Origin of the sequence: Aggregatibacter actinomycetemcomitans DSM 8324, assembly GCF_000372365.1 — a bacterium.
GTDB lineage: Bacteria > Pseudomonadota > Gammaproteobacteria > Enterobacterales > Pasteurellaceae > Aggregatibacter > Aggregatibacter actinomycetemcomitans.
Genome location: NZ_AQUU01000005.1, coordinates 26,563 through 43,130, shown reverse-complemented (window position 1 = coordinate 43,130; position 16,568 = coordinate 26,563). Strand labels below are relative to the sequence as shown.

The window sequence follows — 16,568 nt, the reverse complement described above, 5'->3', positions numbered from 1 at the left end:
CAACCGCACTTTTTACTACAACAGCGGGCTGAAGAGGAAAAACAATTTTTCGATAATGCGTTGATAAACGGAACGATTTGCCCACTTGGCATGATCAGGTAATTCTGAATTGTTGATGTAACCTTCGTGGAGCAAGGAAATTTCATTGGCGAACGCCGGATCTTCCACCACCATAGTCACTTCAAAATTCAATAAAAAGCTGCGCATATCCATGTTAACGGTGCCGACCAAAGCGAGCTTGTTATCAATGAGCATACTTTTAGTGTGCAATAACCCTTTCTTGAAATTATAAATTTTTACGCCGGCGGCAAGTAAATCATCAAAAAAGGTACGACTTGCCCAGCGTACCATCATGGAATCGTTTTCTTTCGGCAGAATAATGGACACCTCCACGCCACGCAGAGCCGCAATGCGTAAGGCTTCGGCAATGTTGTGGCTCGGCACGAAATAAGGCGAGGTGATCACAATGCTTTTACGCGCGGAGAAAATCGCAATGGCAAGAGATTGCGCCATTAAATCATCGGGGAAACTCGGACCGGTGGCGAGAATTTGCACGGCGTGCGAGTTATTTTGTTCCAGCGGTAACAACGGGCTGTCAGGAATATGCAGCGGGACGGATTGCCCGGTTTCAATCTCCCAATCCCAAGCATGTAGGCCGTTAAGCACTGCCGACACAGGGCCGTTAATACGCACCATAATGTCAATCCATTCGCCCACATTGCTGTCTTTTTTGAAGAACTTCGGATCCACCATGTTCATGCTGCCGGTGTAGGCAATTTGGTTATCGATCACGATAATTTTACGGTGTTGGCGCAAGTCTATGCGGCTGAAGAACATACGGAACAAATTCACATGCAGGGTTTCGGTGATTTCAATGCCTTGTTCCTGCATGAGACGGCAATCTTGGCTTTTTAAGAACGGACGGCTGCCCACGGAATCCAGCAAAATACGAATTTCCACACCGCGTTGACGGGCGGCGATAAGGGCTTCCATCACCTCATCAACCAAGCCTTTCGCAGACCAAATATAGAACACCATATTGATGGATTTTTCAGCGCCTTTGATGTCCTCGATAATGCTGCGCATGATACTTTCCGGCGTATCCAAAATATGCAGTTCGTTGCCCAGCACGCAAGGAATGCCGAGGCGTTGTTTGGCTAAATCGAAAATCGGACGATAGAGTAGATTGGTTTGGGTATTCACCAAATTATCGCACTGCGACAGCTTCTCAAACCATGCCATAAACTTCGGTTTCAGTTGATTAAACAGTGCGGCCCGGCGCTTCCCGAGATTGATTTCACCGAAAATCAAATACGCCACAATGCCTACGATGGGAAACACATAAATCACCATCAACCAAGACAGCATAGCAGACACCGATTGCTTTTTGATCACCAGACGAATGGTAATGGCAATGGTCAGAATCCAGATCAATACCGGGATAATATAGGCGGTAATTTGTTCAATATTCATAAAAAATGACTGTTTATAAAGGGGCCGAGGTAAATAACATCAATAAAATCGGGGGCGTAATGTTGGCAATAAAGCCAAAACTAAACGCCAGCGGTAACACTTCCATGCCGCCCGCTTTTTGGATAATCGGCAGGGTGACATCCAGTGCCGTGGCGCCGGCAAAGCCTACCGCCGTAGAACGATAGTTTTGCATAAATAATGGGATAATAAATAAGCTAATCAGTTCACGGGATAAATCATTAAAAAACGCAATACTGCCCCAAACCGGTCCCCAGGCATTGCTTAGGGTCACGCTGGATAAAGAATACCAGCCGAAGCCGGAAGACACCGCTAAACCTTGTACCATCGGCATGGACAATACCTGCGCACCGACAATGCCACCCAGCAAAGAGGTCAGGATAAAAATGCCGCCCATTGCCAAGCCCCGTTTGTTGAAAAACACCGCCCGCATGGAAATCCCGTTATTGCGCAGTTGTACGCCCACACAGAAAATCATCACAACCAGCACATAAGTCGTCGTGTTGTGGGAGAGGGCAAAATGTCCTTTCGCCAACCAACCGGCGACAAAACCGATTGCCACAACGGCACATAATTTCAAGGAATCCGGCAAAATATGCCAGCGGGAAGGCATTTTTTCCGCATTGTGTTTTAGGGGTTGCGGGTGAAGTTTGTCGTAAACCAACAAGCCGATAAAATTAAACCCTTGCGTCAATAAAATAAAGGTTAGGGCATAAACGCCGATTTGCGGTAATTGTTGTGCCAAATCATTCAGTTGACCGAGAGAAAAGCCCATGGAGAACAAGATCATGTAAAGCAGAACCATGGTTAATCGCCCCAATGCGTGCAAAATCGTCTGATTTTTCGTTTTAACCATGTAGCCGACAAACATCGGCACTAAAATAATGAGCAAACCTTCGTACACCCTGAAAATACCTTAGAGTTATTGTTAAGCGCGAAGTATAGCACTTTTCTGTCACCCCGCCTAATCGCGCGCCGATAAAGCGATTGTTGTATGTTATAATGCCACCCGTTTTTTCTTATTGATTTTCTCCATGACGTTTCAAATTGTATTTCAACATCCTGATTTTATCGTGATTAATAAACCGAACGGTATCAGCGTACACAAAGACGATGCCGACATCGGCTTAACCCGACTGGTGGCGCAACAGCTTGGCGTGCCGCAGGTTTGGCTGGTTCATCGGCTGGATAAAGTGACCTCGGGGTTATTAATGTTAGCATTAAATGAACAAGGCTGACGTGACGTTGTCACAAAAGTTTGCATATCATCAAATTCAGAAAACTTACCTCGCACTGGCAACTCACAAACCAAAGAAAAAGCAGGGGAGAATCAGCGGTGATATGCAAAAAGCGCGCCGAGGTGCTTGGAAACTGACCCAAAGCAAAGAAAATCCTGCCGTGACAGATTTTGTGTCCCATAGTCTCGCACCAAATTTGCGCTTATTTATTCTGCAACCGAAAACCGACAAAACCCATCAGCTCCGTGTCGCTATGAAAAGTTTAGGCAGTCCGATTTTAGGCGATGCTTTGTATGGCGGCGATAGCGCCGATCGCACCTATCTGCACGCTTATCAATTATCGTTTGACTATTTCGGACAGGCGGTTCAAATTAAAGGGGAACCGCTCAAAGACGAAAAGTGCGGTGATTTTTTTCAGCGTTTTTGGGCAGACATCGAAAAACACGTCAATGCCGACGCCGAAAAAACACCTTAAAATCTGACCGCACTTTTCGGCGATAAAACCCAAGGAAGCCCGTTATGCAGACGAAAATCAAAACAACGTCATACCAAAAAGCCATTATTTGCATGATCTTTGCCTACATTAGCATTGCCTTGATGGGCGTGTTCGTCAAATACGCTTCCGACGAATTGCCTTCCAGTGAAATCCTATTTTCTCGCTTTCTTATCGGCTTCATTTTTTTATTGCCCTTTATGATTCGCGACGGCGATTTCAAAGTGGAACTGAGTCAATGGCCGTTTCTCGTCATGCGTAATCTTGCCGGCATCGCCAGTATGTTGCTGACTTTTTACGCCATCAAATATTTGCCGATTTCCATCGCCGTTTTATTGATGAACACCTCGGCGTTATTCGTGCCGTTATTATTGTTTGTGTTACGCACCCGAACTCCGCTGAAAGTATTGGCGTGCAGTTTCCTTGGTTTTGCGGGCGTTTCCATTATCATGTTGACGGATTCCTCCAAACATTTTGAACTCTTACATATCGGCTATGCACTGGGCGCGGCATTCTTAGCCGCCATGGCGTTTATCAGCTTGCAGGAGCTCAACAAACACAACTCACCGAAAAACATCGTGTTCTACTTCCATTTATTAGGCTCCCTGTTGCTGCCGTTATTTTTCGCCGCACAATGGGAAATTCCTACGGCTCACGGCTTTCTTTTATTGCTCTTAGTGGGCGGTTTCGGCTTAATCTTCCAATTATTGCTCACCCGCGCCTTTAAATACGCCCCGGCGAACGTCATCACCCCGTTTGCTTTCACCGGCGTGATTTTTTCCAGCATTTGCGACTGGCTGTTCTGGCACAACGTGCCGACGCTCAATTTCTGGATCGGCTCATTCGTTATTATCCTGTCCGTCAGTTTATTGGCGAAAATGCGCCGTTAAATGTATAAATTATTTCCCCGAAACCCACGGCTTTTCGTTACAATAGCGCGCTTTTAACATTTCATACCCAGGGAGAAAACACATGGAATACCCAATTTGCCTATCTTGCAAAGGCGAAAACACCTACCACGATTCAATCCAATTCGTCTGCCCCGATTGCGGATACGAATGGACTGGCAACGAAACCGAAGAACAGGATGATGATCAGCTTATCGTTAAGGACAGCAACGGCAACTTACTCGCCGACGGTGACGACGTGCTGCTCATCAAAGACTTAAAACTCAAAGGCTCTTCCGAGGTGTTAAAGAAAGGCACCAAATTCAAAAACATCCGCCTCACCCACGGCGACCACAATGTCGATTGTGGCAAAATTATGTTGAAATCGGAGTTTTTGAAGAAGGCGTAGATGGATGAGAAAGCCATCTGTTAGTCGGATGGCTTTTGTAATTTGATTTATTACAGATATTTTTTTAAATCTTTTAGTTCATTAGTGTCATTTAACCACATTTCAATAACTGCTTTACTATCAGGATTATCAGTAGCTTCTTCTCGGAGAATATCTACGGTCCATTGACGAATTTCTTCTCGCTTATTTTCAGAAAATGCAGGATGGTGTACTACGGAAGCTATAAACTGTCTTCGATATTGTTTGTCATTAATATCTATCCAAATTATCTCTTTTAATTGTTCCTTTGAAATAGAATCTAAGTTTAGGTTTTCATACAGATAACTCCTATCTTCAAAATATCTAAGAAATGGGGTTAAGATATCTTGAGACTTGGGCGTTTTTTTGTATTCTTCAATTTTCTCTTCAAGAAATTTTGCAAAAATATCATCACTTTCTCCAAAAGGGAAAAATTACGTAACTTTAAATCATAAGTAAAATTATTTTTTAAGAAAGAATCAATTATCTCTTTGACTTCTTTCTCTAAATTATTAGCTAATTCAGCGTCTTCATAGTTAATTATTTTGTAAGAAAAGTATATATTTCCTAACCTCATTCTTTTAGCTTGCTTTATAGTTATATCATATAGTCTATTAATGAAATCAGGTTTTGTTTTTAAGCTGTGAAACTCAGTTAATATATCATCGAATTCTTTTTCTTCTTTAAGTTTTTCATCTGATATTAAATCTTTTTTTATTAGCTTTTCTAATGTGTCATTATTTATCTGATATTCAGTGAAATGCTGTAAAATTACTTTACCCCATTCATTTAAACCATAAAAAAAAGTAAAGTTATTTAAGTAGCTGTTAAATGCTCTCGCCTTATAATAATCATCTTCAGAATCAAAATTTAAAAGAAAGTTTACGTCAACAGAAAAAGTTTCACCTTTCTCTGTAGTTAATTCAAACACTCCTTTTTCAAAAATCATTCTAATAACAAAAATATTTTCTAGTATATATCTTTTGCTTGTTAGGCTTAAATTTTTATTTAAAGAAGTTATGTTTCTGTAATCCTTATCTACTTTTATATAAAATCTTAAATTTTTATATTTTAAAATATTGTAGAAATTTTCATATATATCAAAATTTTCGTTGTTATTAATTAGTTTTCTGATGATTGATATGTTTTCATCTAATATTAAGACATCATCAAATACTTTTTCTTTATATTCCCTGAATACTTCTAGATCCTTAGATTTATCTTCATGTAAAATCATTATAATTTTACATTTCTTTTCCTCTTTTAGAAAATTAATGAGACCCATGATTTCTCTTGTGTCTAATTTATCTGATTTTCTCTCAAAATCATCAATACAAATGACAGTATCTTCAATAAAGTTTGATATTATGCTGTTTATCATACTTTGAGTAACTGAAAGACTAAAACCTTTGGCTTCTAGTTTTGGGAAGTCAATGTTACTTATAATAGATGAAAATGCTTTCTTTATATGTAATAAATAATCTTTTTTCTGCTTTGTATCATGAGTGTTTATAGCAATTTGATATTTAAATGATTCTAAGGAATCAATACCAAATAACGAAACATAAGAATACTTATTCATTTTGAAATTATTATGATTCTTTTCATAGAAATTCTTCCAGAAATGCGTTTTACCAATTCCCCATTCACCTGTAAGTGCAATAGCAAAAGAGTCTGCTTGATTGATAAGGTTTAATAATTTTTCTTCAATTTTTTCAGTAGTTGCCATAATTGGTTACTCTAAATGATCCATTCTCCCTTCGGATAACTAACTCGCAATGCATTTTTTAATGTGGAGGGAGCCAATCCAGACTTAACTGAAAGCGAATGCAATGTAATGTTTCGCTCATGTAACTCGTAAACAATCCGCTTTCTACTCCAATCCTTTTTTTTCATAGTTCCTCGCTTTTGCATTTGAATAATTTAAAGATTAGGTTAAACTTGGGTGTAAATCTTTAGTCTTACTCCTTAGCGTTAAACTTAGTTTAAATCAAGTTTAAAACTAAAGTCAACAATAGTTTAAATAAAAATTTTGTAAAACTTATGTAAAGAAATTTATTTTTATTTAAATCAATACGTTAAGAGGTATTGTAAATTAAACTTAGTTTTAATCCTTGGTTTAAAACTAGGAGGTTAGATATGATCCGAGAGTGGCTAGAACTGAAAGACCTTTTGGGAGTAGCTGGACTACCAGAAACTGTTCAAGGGGTAACTAAAAAAGCCAAATTAGAAAACTGGGAAAGACGACTTATAAAAGGAAGAAAAGGGAAAACATACGAATACCATTATTTATCCATGCCTTACGAGGTGCAGCGCGCCCTAGGCTTTAAACGCAATATAATAGAAGATCCTACCGCACAATATAACGCATCAAAAGAAGACTTAACGGAAGTAAGCAAGGCGCGCTTTTTAACGGCGATCAGCACACTTGAAGAAATCTTAGCAATGACACGCAAAACCATGGAGCCCGAAGCCAAGGCGCAAATGGTATGGATGATTTATGAATTACTAAGCGAAGAAAGCGCTAACGAGAAGATTATTAATTTATTTAAATTGGTTGCATAAACTAAGGAGAGTTATGGACAAGCAGTCAATTCTTAAATTCTTTAATGATAATACTAAGGACGCGCCACAAGGCAGCATATACATTCAATATGGCAACAACTATACAACAAATGACATCTGTATAGCAGACAACATAAACATCACTTGCGCGGAAAAGTGTCAGATTTACGCACTGATAAAACAATTAGAAAATAAGAACAAAAAACCGCTTTAAATGACATTTAAACGATTTTTAAACGCTTTTTTATTTTCGCATTTTGTTTCGTTTTTTTTTGCGATTTTTAAAACTTTTCGCATTTTTTATTCTTGTCTATTCTTCAATAAAAAAGGACGCCGTTTTTTCTTGCACCCTTGTTTTCATTGGTTTTGTTCCACTTATTCCCGCTTGATTCAACATTCTCCCTAGTTTATTCCTTTTTCTCATTTTGTTCGGTGTTTTACATCCATAAAATGAAAATAATATGTAAATTTTAGTAAAACGAGTTACATTTTCAAGTGATATTGACTTGATGTTTATATGATTTTTAAGTGCGGTGAAAATCAACCGCACTTTTTTGTTACACCTACCGAACTCATCGACGATACGCTCATCTAATCAACAGTATATCTTTTAAACAGGAAAATCTTATGCACACAAAAACATGGTTGGCTTCTTTGGTGGGGTTGGTGATTTCAGGAACGGTGTGGGCGAATCCGCCGCAGGCGCAGGATCCGTTGGCGGAGGCACCTTATTTTAATAAAACGGGTAACGGCTATGATTTGCAATTCTCGCCGAAAACCTACCGCACTTTGGAGGCGAAGGTGAACGGGGAAACCGTGAAATTCCGTGCTTTTGAGAAGATTGTGTATGTGCAGCAGCCGCTTGAACCGGATTATCAAACGCTGAATATTTATGTACCGGAAGCGTATTTTAACGAGGGTAACATTAACGGTTTTACGGCGAAAACCGCGCCGATTTTCCTGCCGAATGCAGTGGGCGGTTATATGCCGGCGAAAGCGGCGACTTATGACGCAAAAGGGTTTGGCAACAACGATAAACCGAATGCGATTTTGACCGCACTTTCTAAAGGCTATGTGGTGGCGAGTGTGGGCGCACGCGGGCGGACGCTGGAGAAAGACGGAAAATATACCGGCAAGGCGCCGGCGGCGATTATCGATTTGAAATCGGCGGTGCGTTATTTGCATTTTAATGATGAGGTGATGCCGGGCGATGCCAATAAAATTATTTCTAATGGCACCAGTGCCGGCGGGGCGTTGTCCGCCTTGTTAGGGGCGAGCGGCGATAATCCGGATTATGCCCATTATTTAAAACACGCGGGCGCGGCAGAAGCGAGTGATGCAATTTTTGCGGTTTCTGCCTATTGTCCGATTACCAATTTGGAGCACGCCGATAGCGCTTATGAATGGGAGTTTAACGGTTTAAACGAATATCGCCGTATGGATATGAGTCGTTTAAATGCGGACAGTTATAACGATCGTTCTCAAGCAGCGGCAAAAGCGACCATTGACGGCACGTTGACGGCGCAGGAAATTACGCTGTCCGATCAGCTAAAAGCCGAATTTCCCGCCTATTTAAATAGTTTGAAATTGAAAGACGAAAAAGGCAATGGGTTAACGTTAGACGCGCAAGGCAACGGTTCTTTTAAGGATTATGTGAAATCGGTGATTATACGGGCAGCGGATAAGGCGCATAAAAACGGCACCTCTTTTGCCGATCAGCCTTGGGTGAACGTCAGCAAAGAAGGTGTTACCGACATTGATTGGGACGGTTATATTCACGCGGAAAAACGAATGAAATCGCCACCGGCATTTGATGCGCTGAATTTGAGTTCGGGCGAAAATAATTTATTTGGTACGGAAACCGTGAATAATCAGCATTTCACCGTTTTTTCTTGGCAACACAGCACGGAAAAGGGAAAGATGGCGGATAAAAATGTGGTGCGCTTAATGAACGCCATGAATTATGTGGATCAAAGTAAAACGCAGCATTGGCGCATTCGGGTCGGCACCTCCGACCGTGATACTTCGCACGCTATCGGTGCTATGTTAGCTATAAAATTGCGTATGGCGGGTAAGCAGGTGGATTATGAAACGCCATGGGGCGTGCCGCATGCGGGGGATTATGATTTGGATGAGTTGTTTCAGTGGGTGGATAGTATTAGCAAATAGTTTACGGGAATGGTAAAAGTGCGGTGGTGTTTTACATAAAGCATCGGCACTCACTACTGTAGAGGACGATCGTTGAGCTTGAGTCAGAGCTTGTCGAGCTTCTGGCTATCAAAACATTGGGCCTGTTCCACTGGGACATGAAATAGCAATGTAATACCTAAGGGTGGTTAAAAAATAATCACCCTATAACTTAGGGGGACATATAAAAGCAAAAACGGCACTTTTCATAAAGCACCGTTGTATGCTAAACACATAAGCGCGGTTGTTTCACATTATTTTTTTACGGAATAATAACCCGCCATAGAACTGTAAACCGCATTTTCGGCCTGAATTACGTTATATTTGGCTTGTAAAATAGAGAGTTGGGAATTTTTTTCGGTATTTGCAGCGGTTAACCATTCACGTAATTCGGATACACCTGCATTATACCGGTTGCGGTAGTACTGCGTAATACGCTGATTGTAAATGTAGGTTTTTTGGGCATTAGTAAAGCGTTTTTTGGCTTGTGTAAATGAGAAATAATTAGTATCCACATCATTTAATGCGACAGTGATACTTTTTTCATAATTCAAACGCGCTGTTTCATAATCTGCTTCGGAAATTTTTACATTCCATTTAACCGTATTCCAGTTTAAGAACGGCAGACTAATACCTAATGCACCTCCACCGATAAGTGTATTTGTTGCGCTATTCAATTTTTTACCGCTCGAATTTAAGCTACCGCCTAAGGTAATTTCCGGGAACCAGCTTTTTTCAGTCGCTTTGACATTTTTAAATGCACTACTTAAGCGTGCTTGATAGCCTTTTATATCAGGACGGTTGGCGATGACGGAAACCGGTACGTTCAAATTTACACCTACGGATTTAACTTTCAAAATATGCGGGAAGGTAATTTTTAATGTTTCGTCCGGTTTTAAGTTAAGTAAATTGCGGAGTGTTTGTTCTGCAGTTTTACGATTGAGTTGATAAGTGATTAAATTATTACGTGCCGTTAACACTGCCTGTTGTGCTTGATCTACACTGATGCTATCTGCTACACCCTGTGCCAGGCGGTTGCGCATGATATTACTAATATCGGTGTAATATTTAATACTTTCCTTTGTCGTGCTAATGGCATCGTTTAAATAGGCGATTTGGTAATAGGTGGTAACCACAGAATTAATTAAGGAAAGCTTAGTGGATTCCATATCCTGGACCGTAGCTTTATGTGTCCATTCTGCCGCGTCTGCGGTATCTGCTAAGCGGAACCATAAATCTAAGGTATAGCTGACATTTAAAGAACCTGTATGGCTGATCGTTGAGTTGCCGCCGGTTTTTATATTCTTTTGTGCTGTGGAGCGGGTGGAACCGCTGAATGCAGGAACTAAATTCGCACCGGCAAGGTTCGCACTATAAAGGGCGCGATTAACGGAAATTGTGGCTTTAGCTAAATCTTTATTATTCAATAGGGCTTTTTCGACCACACGATTTAACTGGGCATCTTTATAAAGCTTCCACCAATCATTCTTAATATTGTATTGTTTGGTGATTTCTTCATATTGTTTGTAGTTCTTAAGGCTGGCCCGATAAGAATCGCCAATATTGGCACAGCCCGTGAGGGTTGTTGCCACCACTATAGTTAAGGTTAATTTTTTTATTGTGAACATTGTTTTTTCCCTTTTTTATAAAAGTGCGGTCAAAAATTATAGAGAATTCTAACCCCTCTTTTGTATTTTACAAAATTTATTCTTGCGCCAACGCTGTAATCGGATTTAATTCTGCTGCTTTCTTTGCCGGCATATAGCCGAATAACACGCCGATTAGGGTGGAGAATAATACGGCGGTAACAATGGATGCAGTGGAAAAATCCATGCTGAAATCCGTTATAAAGCTATTAAACAACACGCCGATGAGGACAGATAACAAAATTCCGGCCACGCCACCGATTAAACAAATTAACACCGCTTCAATTAAAAACTGCTGCAAAATATTAATCTGACGGGCGCCGATTGCCATGCGTACACCAATTTCTTTTGTGCGTTCTGTCACTGACACTAACATAATGTTCATCACGCCGATACCGCCTACAATTAAGGAAATAAAAGCAATAGAAGAGATGAGTAATTTCATCGTGCCGGTAGTATTTTCAATGGTCTGCTTAATAGTGTCACTGTTCATGATAAAAAAGTCTTTTTTGCCATGCAGAGATTTCAATAATTCCGTTAGGCTTTTCTCCGCCACGGTAGAATTTACGTCATCACTAATTTTTACTGTGATGGAACCAATTCGACTGCCACCGGTAATTTTATTTAATACAGTACTATAAGGAGAATATAGATTTAACGAATTACCGGGAAATCCGCCCAGCTGTTGATCTGACACCACGCCAATGACACGAAATGGTCGCTTATTAAAAATCACCGTTTTGCCAAGGGGATTTTCGTTGGCAAAAATGGCTTTTTTTGCACTTTCGTCCAGCACGACCACCTGGTTGCTTTGATCCACATCGTCCTCGGTTAATAAACGGCCCTGTTTTAACTTCAAGCCTTCTACATCAAAATATTGTTCACCGATACCATATAAATTGGCGGATGTGAAGGATTTGTTACCGACCACTAAAATGCCGCTGGAAGAGGTATTTGGAGTAACGCTTTGAATATAACTTTGTTTCGATAACGTATTGGCATCGCTGATTTTTAGGTTTTGAATGTGCCGTGAACGACGGTCACCGAAACCATTACCGTTAAAAATCGTCATTGTGTTTGTGCCGATACCGCGAATATTTTCCAAAATCTTTTGTTGTGAACCATTTCCTAACGCCACCACGGAAACGACGGAAGTGATCCCGATGATAATTCCCAGCATGGTCAGCAATGAGCGCATTTTGTGCGCTACAATGGCACTGACGGACATACGGAAGGCTTCCATAAGTTGATCTTTGCTGAAACCGAAACGACCTTTAAAAACACTTGGATTTTTAACCGCACTTTTTACCTGACGTTTTTGCGTATCACTGATAATTTCACCATCTTTGATTTCAATGATCCGATTGGCACTGGCAGCAATGTGCTTGTCGTGGGTCACCATAATAATGGTGTGGCCTTCCTCGTGCAGTTGACGGAGGATTTCCATCACATTTTCACCGCTGTGCGAATCCAGCGCACCTGTGGGTTCGTCGGCAAGGATAATTTCTCCGCCGTTCATCAATGCACGGGCAATACTCACTCTCTGTTGTTGACCGCCTGAAAGCTGGTTCGGCTTGTTTTGCCATTTATCGCCCAATCCCAGTTTTTCCAATAATTGTTTGGCACGTTCCAAGCGTTGGCTTTGTGGCATTCCCGCATAAATTGCAGGTAAGGCGACGTTTTCTGCGGCGGTTAAGCTGCTTAATAGGTTATAGCGTTGGAAAATAAAACCGAATTTTTGGCTGCGTAAATCGGAAAGCTGATCGTTGGTTAATTCAATGGTTTCTTTTCCATCAATTTTGTATGAACCACCGGTTGCCGTGTCCAAACAACCAATGATATTCATCAGTGTGGATTTGCCTGAACCAGATTGTCCCATAATGGCGACAAAATCACCTCTTTCGATGGAAAGGGAAATGTCTTTTAAAACATGAACGCGGTTTTCACCTTCGCCAAAATAACGGTTGAGCTGCTTGATTTCAATTATATTCATCGTCGAAACCCACCGCACTTTAGAAGATAATCGGGGCATCAGGATCGCCGAAGGTTTCACCGGCAGCAACTTGTGAAATCACTACTTTTTCGCCTTCCGTTAAACCGGATTTGACTTCCGTTTGGAAATCATTTTGCACGCCGATTTCGATTTCCCGTTCTTGTGTTGTATTGCCGTTTAGTACATTGACTACATATTTGTCTTGCTGCTTTTGCACTGCCAAATTCGGAATAAACAACACATTTTGCACATCGGCAATTTTAATGTTATTTTCCGTGGTCATACCAATACGCAAAACATGTTCGGGATTTTCAACGATAATGTTGGCGTAATAATATACTGCGCTGCTGCTTGAACCGGAGGAGGAACTGGAACCTGAGCTTGAACTGTTTGAGCTTGAATTGTCGCTGATGGTGGTTGTTGCCGGGTCTACGGAATCAATTTTGGCGTGATAAACGGTTTTATTGTCGGATAAAATAGTGAAGGTCACATCTTGCCCCGCTTTGACTTTGGTAATGTCGCCTTCGGAAATTTCCGGCTTAATGCGCATTTTGCTTAAATCCGCCACTTTAATGATAGTCGGCGTGGTCTGATTGGAATTTACCGTTTGCCCTTCGGATACCGGTGTGGAAATGACCGTGCCGTCAATCGGGGAGGTGATTTTGGTGTAGCCCACGTTGGTTTCGGCGGTGTTCACTTCAATTTCCGCCTGTTTAATATTTTCCTGTACCACGTCCATTTCCGCTTTGGCATTATTCAAGGTGGCTTTAGCGGTATTTAATGTGTCCAATGAAGTGGCTTTTTGCCCGTATAATTTGGACAAGCGATTGTAATTGGAAAGTGCCACATCGTAAGCGGTTTTGCGTGCAACTAATTGGGCTTGATAACTCGCCAAGGCGGCTTTGCGGGTGTTTAACGTATTAATTTGGGTGGTGGAATCAATCTCGGCAATTAAATCGCCTTTTTTCACCTGTTGTCCCAGTTTGACATAAAGTTTGGTGACTTTCCCTGACACCTGCGCGCCCACATCAACAGTATTGATACTTTCGATGGAACCGGTAGCAACCACGTTCTTTTCAATATTGCCGCGTTTGACCTCTTCCGTTAAGTAAGTGGTTTGTGCGCCGGAATCGCGTACAAAAAAATAACCGCCGGTAATCACAGCGGCTGCAATAGCAGTAATAATAAGAGGTTTTTTCTTCATCTTTTTCTCTCATAAGTCCACAATGAATCGCCACACTATACAACAAAACTTAAGAAATTATTAAAATTTTTAGCGTGTTGCCATTATTCTCCCAATGATACTCAATTAAAAATAAGGGTAGTTTGCACATTTATTTCAACAATAAGCCGCATTCCTCGCTTTTTATGCTGAAGCGTGTAGAATAGTGCGGTTATTTTTTTATGCGTTTTAATGAGAAAACTATGAGCACAGAAACTGTATTAGAAACGGCGGAAAATAGCCGTCCGCACAATTTTATTACTCAAATTATTAATGAAGATTTAAAAAGCGGTAAACACAATAACGTTTATACGCGTTTCCCGCCTGAACCAAACGGTTATTTACACATCGGTCATGCTAAATCCATTTGCTTGAATTTTGGTATTGCAAAAGATTACCAAGGGCTATGTAATTTGCGTTTTGACGACACCAACCCGGTGAAAGAAGATGTGGAATATGTGGATTCTATTAAAGCTGATGTAGAATGGTTAGGTTTCCATTGGGCGGGCGAAGTGCATTATGCGTCCGATTATTTTGACGCGCTTTATGGTTATGCCATTGAGCTTATCAAAAAAGGTTTGGCGTATGTGGATGAACTTTCGCCGGAAGAAATGCGCGAATATCGCGGCACCTTAACCGAACCGGGTAAAAACAGCCCATATCGTGATCGCAGCGTGGAAGAAAACCTGGCTTTATTTGAAAAAATGAAAAACGGCGAATTTGCCGAAGGTAAAGCGAGCTTGCGGGCAAAAATTGATATGGCGTCGCCGTTTATGGTGATGCGCGATCCGGTGCTTTATCGCATAAAATTCGCCAGCCATCACCAAACAGGCGACAAATGGTGCATTTATCCGATGTACGATTTCACTCATTGTATTTCCGATGCTGTTGAGCGTATCACGCACTCCTTATGTACCCTTGAATTCCAAGATAACCGTCGTTTGTATGATTGGGTGTTGGAAAATATCAGCATTGAACGCCCGCTGCCGCACCAATATGAATTTTCCCGTTTAAATTTAGAAGGCACCTTAACCTCTAAACGCAAACTCTTAAAATTGGTGAATGATGAAATCGTGGACGGCTGGAACGATCCGCGTATGCCAACCATTTCAGGCTTGCGCCGTCGTGGTTATACACCGGCGTCCATTCGTGAATTTTGCCGTCGTATTGGCGTGACCAAACAAGATAACGTGGTGGAATACAGTGCATTAGAAGCCTGCATTCGTGATGATTTAAACCAAAATGCACCACGCGCCATGGCGGTGATCGATCCGGTGAAAGTGGTGATTGAAAACTTTGACGGTGAAGAAATATTGACTGCGCCAAATCACCCGAATCGTCCAGAACTAGGAGAACGCCAATTACCGTTCACAAAAGAAATCTATATTGATTGTGCCGATTTCCGCGAAGAAGCGAATAAACAATATAAACGCTTAGTGCTGGGCAAGGAAGTGCGTTTGCGCAATGCTTATGTGATCAAAGCGAAACGCGTAGAAAAAGATGTGAACGGTGAAATTACCACGATTTACTGCACTTATGATCCGAAAACCTTGGGTAAAAATCCGGCAGATGGTCGCAAAGTAAAAGGCGTGATTCACTGGGTGTCTGCGGTGCATAATCACCCGGCAGAGTTCCGTTTATACGATCGTTTATTCACCGTGCCGAATCCGGGCGCGGAAGAAGATATCGAAAGCGTATTAAACCCAACTTCTTTAGTGGTGAAACAGGGTTTTGTGGAGCAAAGCCTTGGCAACGCGGAAGCGGAGAAGGGCTATCAATTCGAACGTGAAGGTTATTTCTGTGCCGACAGCAAAGACAGCCGCTCCGAACATTTGGTATTCAACCTGACAGTGAGTTTGAAAGAAGGATTTTAAACTCAATCGCATAAAGTGCGGTCGTTTTTCACGATGAATTTTGACCGCACTTTTCTTTATCATTTTTCGCTATGCAATTAGAACCCGATTTTTGGCTACACAAAACCTTACTTGACATGAACGATGCCGAGTGGGAGGCGTTATGTGACGGGTGTGGGAAATGTTGCTATCGTAAATATATTGACGGCTATGGCAAATATGAACATTTGTATTACACGCGCATTGCCTGCAATCTGTTGGAGTTGGAAACGGGAAAGTGCGGTCAATATTCACGGCGTTTTGAATTGGAAGAAGACTGCACCAAGCTCACCAAAGAAAACTTGTCGGATTTCGATTGGTTACCCGCCACCTGTGCTTATCGTTTATTACATGAAGGAAAACCGTTGCCCTCATGGCATCCGCTTATCAGCGGCGATCCCGATAGCGTGAAAAAAGCCGATATTTTGATTAAATACGGCATTCATGAACGGGATGTTATTGATTGGTTCGATTTTATTCTTGATTGAGATCACTAATTTGCACTAAAAGTGTTGTTTTTGTGTTAA

At 41.3% G+C, this 16,568-nt stretch carries 13 protein-coding genes and 1 pseudogene; 7 read left to right on the top strand and 7 right to left on the bottom strand.

Annotated elements, in window-relative coordinates; translation table 11 throughout:
* Positions 1 to 15: 15 nt before the first annotated feature.
* Entirely contained in the window at positions 16 to 1,473 is a 1,458-nt protein-coding gene (gene cls, locus A3CS_RS0103755) for a cardiolipin synthase (RefSeq protein WP_005546382.1), read from the bottom strand.
* A gap of 13 nt (positions 1,474 to 1,486) precedes the next feature.
* Positions 1,487 to 2,395: a LysO family transporter gene (locus A3CS_RS0103750; protein WP_005568336.1), complete on the bottom strand. Its 909-nt coding sequence runs from the start codon at positions 2,393 to 2,395 to the stop codon at positions 1,487 to 1,489.
* A gap of 130 nt (positions 2,396 to 2,525) precedes the next feature.
* On the opposite strand from A3CS_RS0103750, the pseudogene A3CS_RS01000000110835 reads away from it, so the two are divergent.
* The 3 genes and pseudogenes from A3CS_RS01000000110835 (at position 2,526) to A3CS_RS0103735 (ending at position 4,518) form a co-directional block, all read left to right on the top strand.
* Positions 2,526 to 3,204: pseudogene (locus A3CS_RS01000000110835) on the top strand (TIGR01621 family pseudouridine synthase).
* A 44-nt stretch (positions 3,205 to 3,248) separates the two neighbouring features.
* A complete protein-coding gene (locus A3CS_RS0103740; protein WP_005559623.1) occupies positions 3,249 to 4,112 on the top strand; it encodes a DMT family transporter in 864 nt (287 codons plus the stop codon).
* 82 nt (positions 4,113 to 4,194) lie between these two features.
* The gene (locus A3CS_RS0103735) at positions 4,195 to 4,518 is read left to right on the top strand and encodes a zinc ribbon domain-containing protein YjdM (protein ID WP_005546369.1); all 324 of its coding nucleotides are present in this window, start codon (positions 4,195 to 4,197) and stop codon (positions 4,516 to 4,518) included.
* A gap of 355 nt (positions 4,519 to 4,873) precedes the next feature.
* On the opposite strand, the gene A3CS_RS0103730 is transcribed toward A3CS_RS0103735, so the two are convergent.
* Positions 4,874 to 6,265, bottom strand: coding sequence for a P-loop NTPase fold protein (locus tag A3CS_RS0103730; RefSeq protein WP_019518248.1), 1,392 nt, complete (start codon positions 6,263 to 6,265; stop codon positions 4,874 to 4,876).
* An 11-nt stretch (positions 6,266 to 6,276) separates the two neighbouring features.
* Positions 6,277 to 6,432, bottom strand: coding sequence for a helix-turn-helix domain-containing protein (locus tag A3CS_RS1000000111395; protein WP_080630345.1), 156 nt, complete (start codon positions 6,430 to 6,432; stop codon positions 6,277 to 6,279).
* 243 nt (positions 6,433 to 6,675) lie between these two features.
* On the opposite strand from A3CS_RS1000000111395, the gene A3CS_RS0103725 reads away from it, so the two are divergent.
* Both A3CS_RS0103725 and A3CS_RS0103710 read left to right on the top strand, forming a co-directional pair.
* Entirely contained in the window at positions 6,676 to 7,101 is a 426-nt protein-coding gene (locus A3CS_RS0103725; RefSeq protein ID WP_019518247.1) for a DNA-binding protein, read from the top strand.
* Between the two features lie 627 nt (positions 7,102 to 7,728).
* A complete protein-coding gene (locus A3CS_RS0103710; protein ID WP_005545415.1) occupies positions 7,729 to 9,270 on the top strand; it encodes a subtype B tannase in 1,542 nt (513 codons plus the stop codon).
* A 272-nt stretch (positions 9,271 to 9,542) separates the two neighbouring features.
* On the opposite strand, the gene tdeA is transcribed toward A3CS_RS0103710, so the two are convergent.
* The 3 genes from tdeA to A3CS_RS0103695 form a co-directional block, all read right to left on the bottom strand.
* A complete protein-coding gene (tdeA, locus tag A3CS_RS0103705) occupies positions 9,543 to 10,916 on the bottom strand; it encodes a toxin/drug exporter TdeA (RefSeq protein ID WP_012820994.1) in 1,374 nt (457 codons plus the stop codon).
* A gap of 76 nt (positions 10,917 to 10,992) precedes the next feature.
* The gene (locus tag A3CS_RS0103700) at positions 10,993 to 12,927 is read right to left on the bottom strand and encodes a MacB family efflux pump subunit (protein ID WP_005545422.1); all 1,935 of its coding nucleotides are present in this window, start codon (positions 12,925 to 12,927) and stop codon (positions 10,993 to 10,995) included.
* Positions 12,928 to 12,946: 19 nt separating this feature from the next.
* A complete protein-coding gene (locus tag A3CS_RS0103695; RefSeq protein WP_005545424.1) occupies positions 12,947 to 14,131 on the bottom strand; it encodes an efflux RND transporter periplasmic adaptor subunit in 1,185 nt (394 codons plus the stop codon).
* 200 nt (positions 14,132 to 14,331) lie between these two features.
* On the opposite strand from A3CS_RS0103695, the gene glnS reads away from it, so the two are divergent.
* Together glnS and A3CS_RS0103685 are read left to right on the top strand one after the other, a co-directional pair.
* Complete coding sequence (gene glnS / locus A3CS_RS0103690) at positions 14,332 to 16,023, top strand: glutamine--tRNA ligase (RefSeq protein WP_019518246.1); 1,692 nt, start codon at positions 14,332 to 14,334, stop codon at positions 16,021 to 16,023.
* A gap of 71 nt (positions 16,024 to 16,094) precedes the next feature.
* Positions 16,095 to 16,529: a YcgN family cysteine cluster protein gene (locus A3CS_RS0103685; RefSeq protein ID WP_005545427.1), complete on the top strand. Its 435-nt coding sequence runs from the start codon at positions 16,095 to 16,097 to the stop codon at positions 16,527 to 16,529.
* Positions 16,530 to 16,568: the final 39 nt, after the last annotated feature.

Bases quoted from the DNA above. Each gene is read 5' to 3' on its own strand.
- cls (WP_005546382.1), bottom strand. From the start codon at position 1,473: ATGAATATTGAACAAATTACCGCCTATATTATCCCGGTATTGATCTGG.
- A3CS_RS0103740 (WP_005559623.1), top strand. From the start codon at position 3,249: ATGCAGACGAAAATCAAAACAACGTCATACCAAAAAGCCATTATTTGC.
- A3CS_RS0103735 (WP_005546369.1), top strand. From the start codon at position 4,195: ATGGAATACCCAATTTGCCTATCTTGCAAAGGCGAAAACACCTACCAC.
- A3CS_RS0103730 (WP_019518248.1), bottom strand. From the start codon at position 6,265: ATGGCAACTACTGAAAAAATTGAAGAAAAATTATTAAACCTTATCAAT.
- A3CS_RS1000000111395 (WP_080630345.1), bottom strand. From the start codon at position 6,432: ATGAAAAAAAAGGATTGGAGTAGAAAGCGGATTGTTTACGAGTTACAT.
- A3CS_RS0103725 (WP_019518247.1), top strand. From the start codon at position 6,676: ATGATCCGAGAGTGGCTAGAACTGAAAGACCTTTTGGGAGTAGCTGGA.
- A3CS_RS0103710 (WP_005545415.1), top strand. From the start codon at position 7,729: ATGCACACAAAAACATGGTTGGCTTCTTTGGTGGGGTTGGTGATTTCA.
- tdeA (WP_012820994.1), bottom strand. From the start codon at position 10,916: ATGTTCACAATAAAAAAATTAACCTTAACTATAGTGGTGGCAACAACC.
- A3CS_RS0103700 (WP_005545422.1), bottom strand. From the start codon at position 12,927: ATGAATATAATTGAAATCAAGCAGCTCAACCGTTATTTTGGCGAAGGT.
- A3CS_RS0103695 (WP_005545424.1), bottom strand. From the start codon at position 14,131: ATGAAGAAAAAACCTCTTATTATTACTGCTATTGCAGCCGCTGTGATT.
- glnS (WP_019518246.1), top strand. From the start codon at position 14,332: ATGCGTTTTAATGAGAAAACTATGAGCACAGAAACTGTATTAGAAACG.
- A3CS_RS0103685 (WP_005545427.1), top strand. From the start codon at position 16,095: ATGCAATTAGAACCCGATTTTTGGCTACACAAAACCTTACTTGACATG.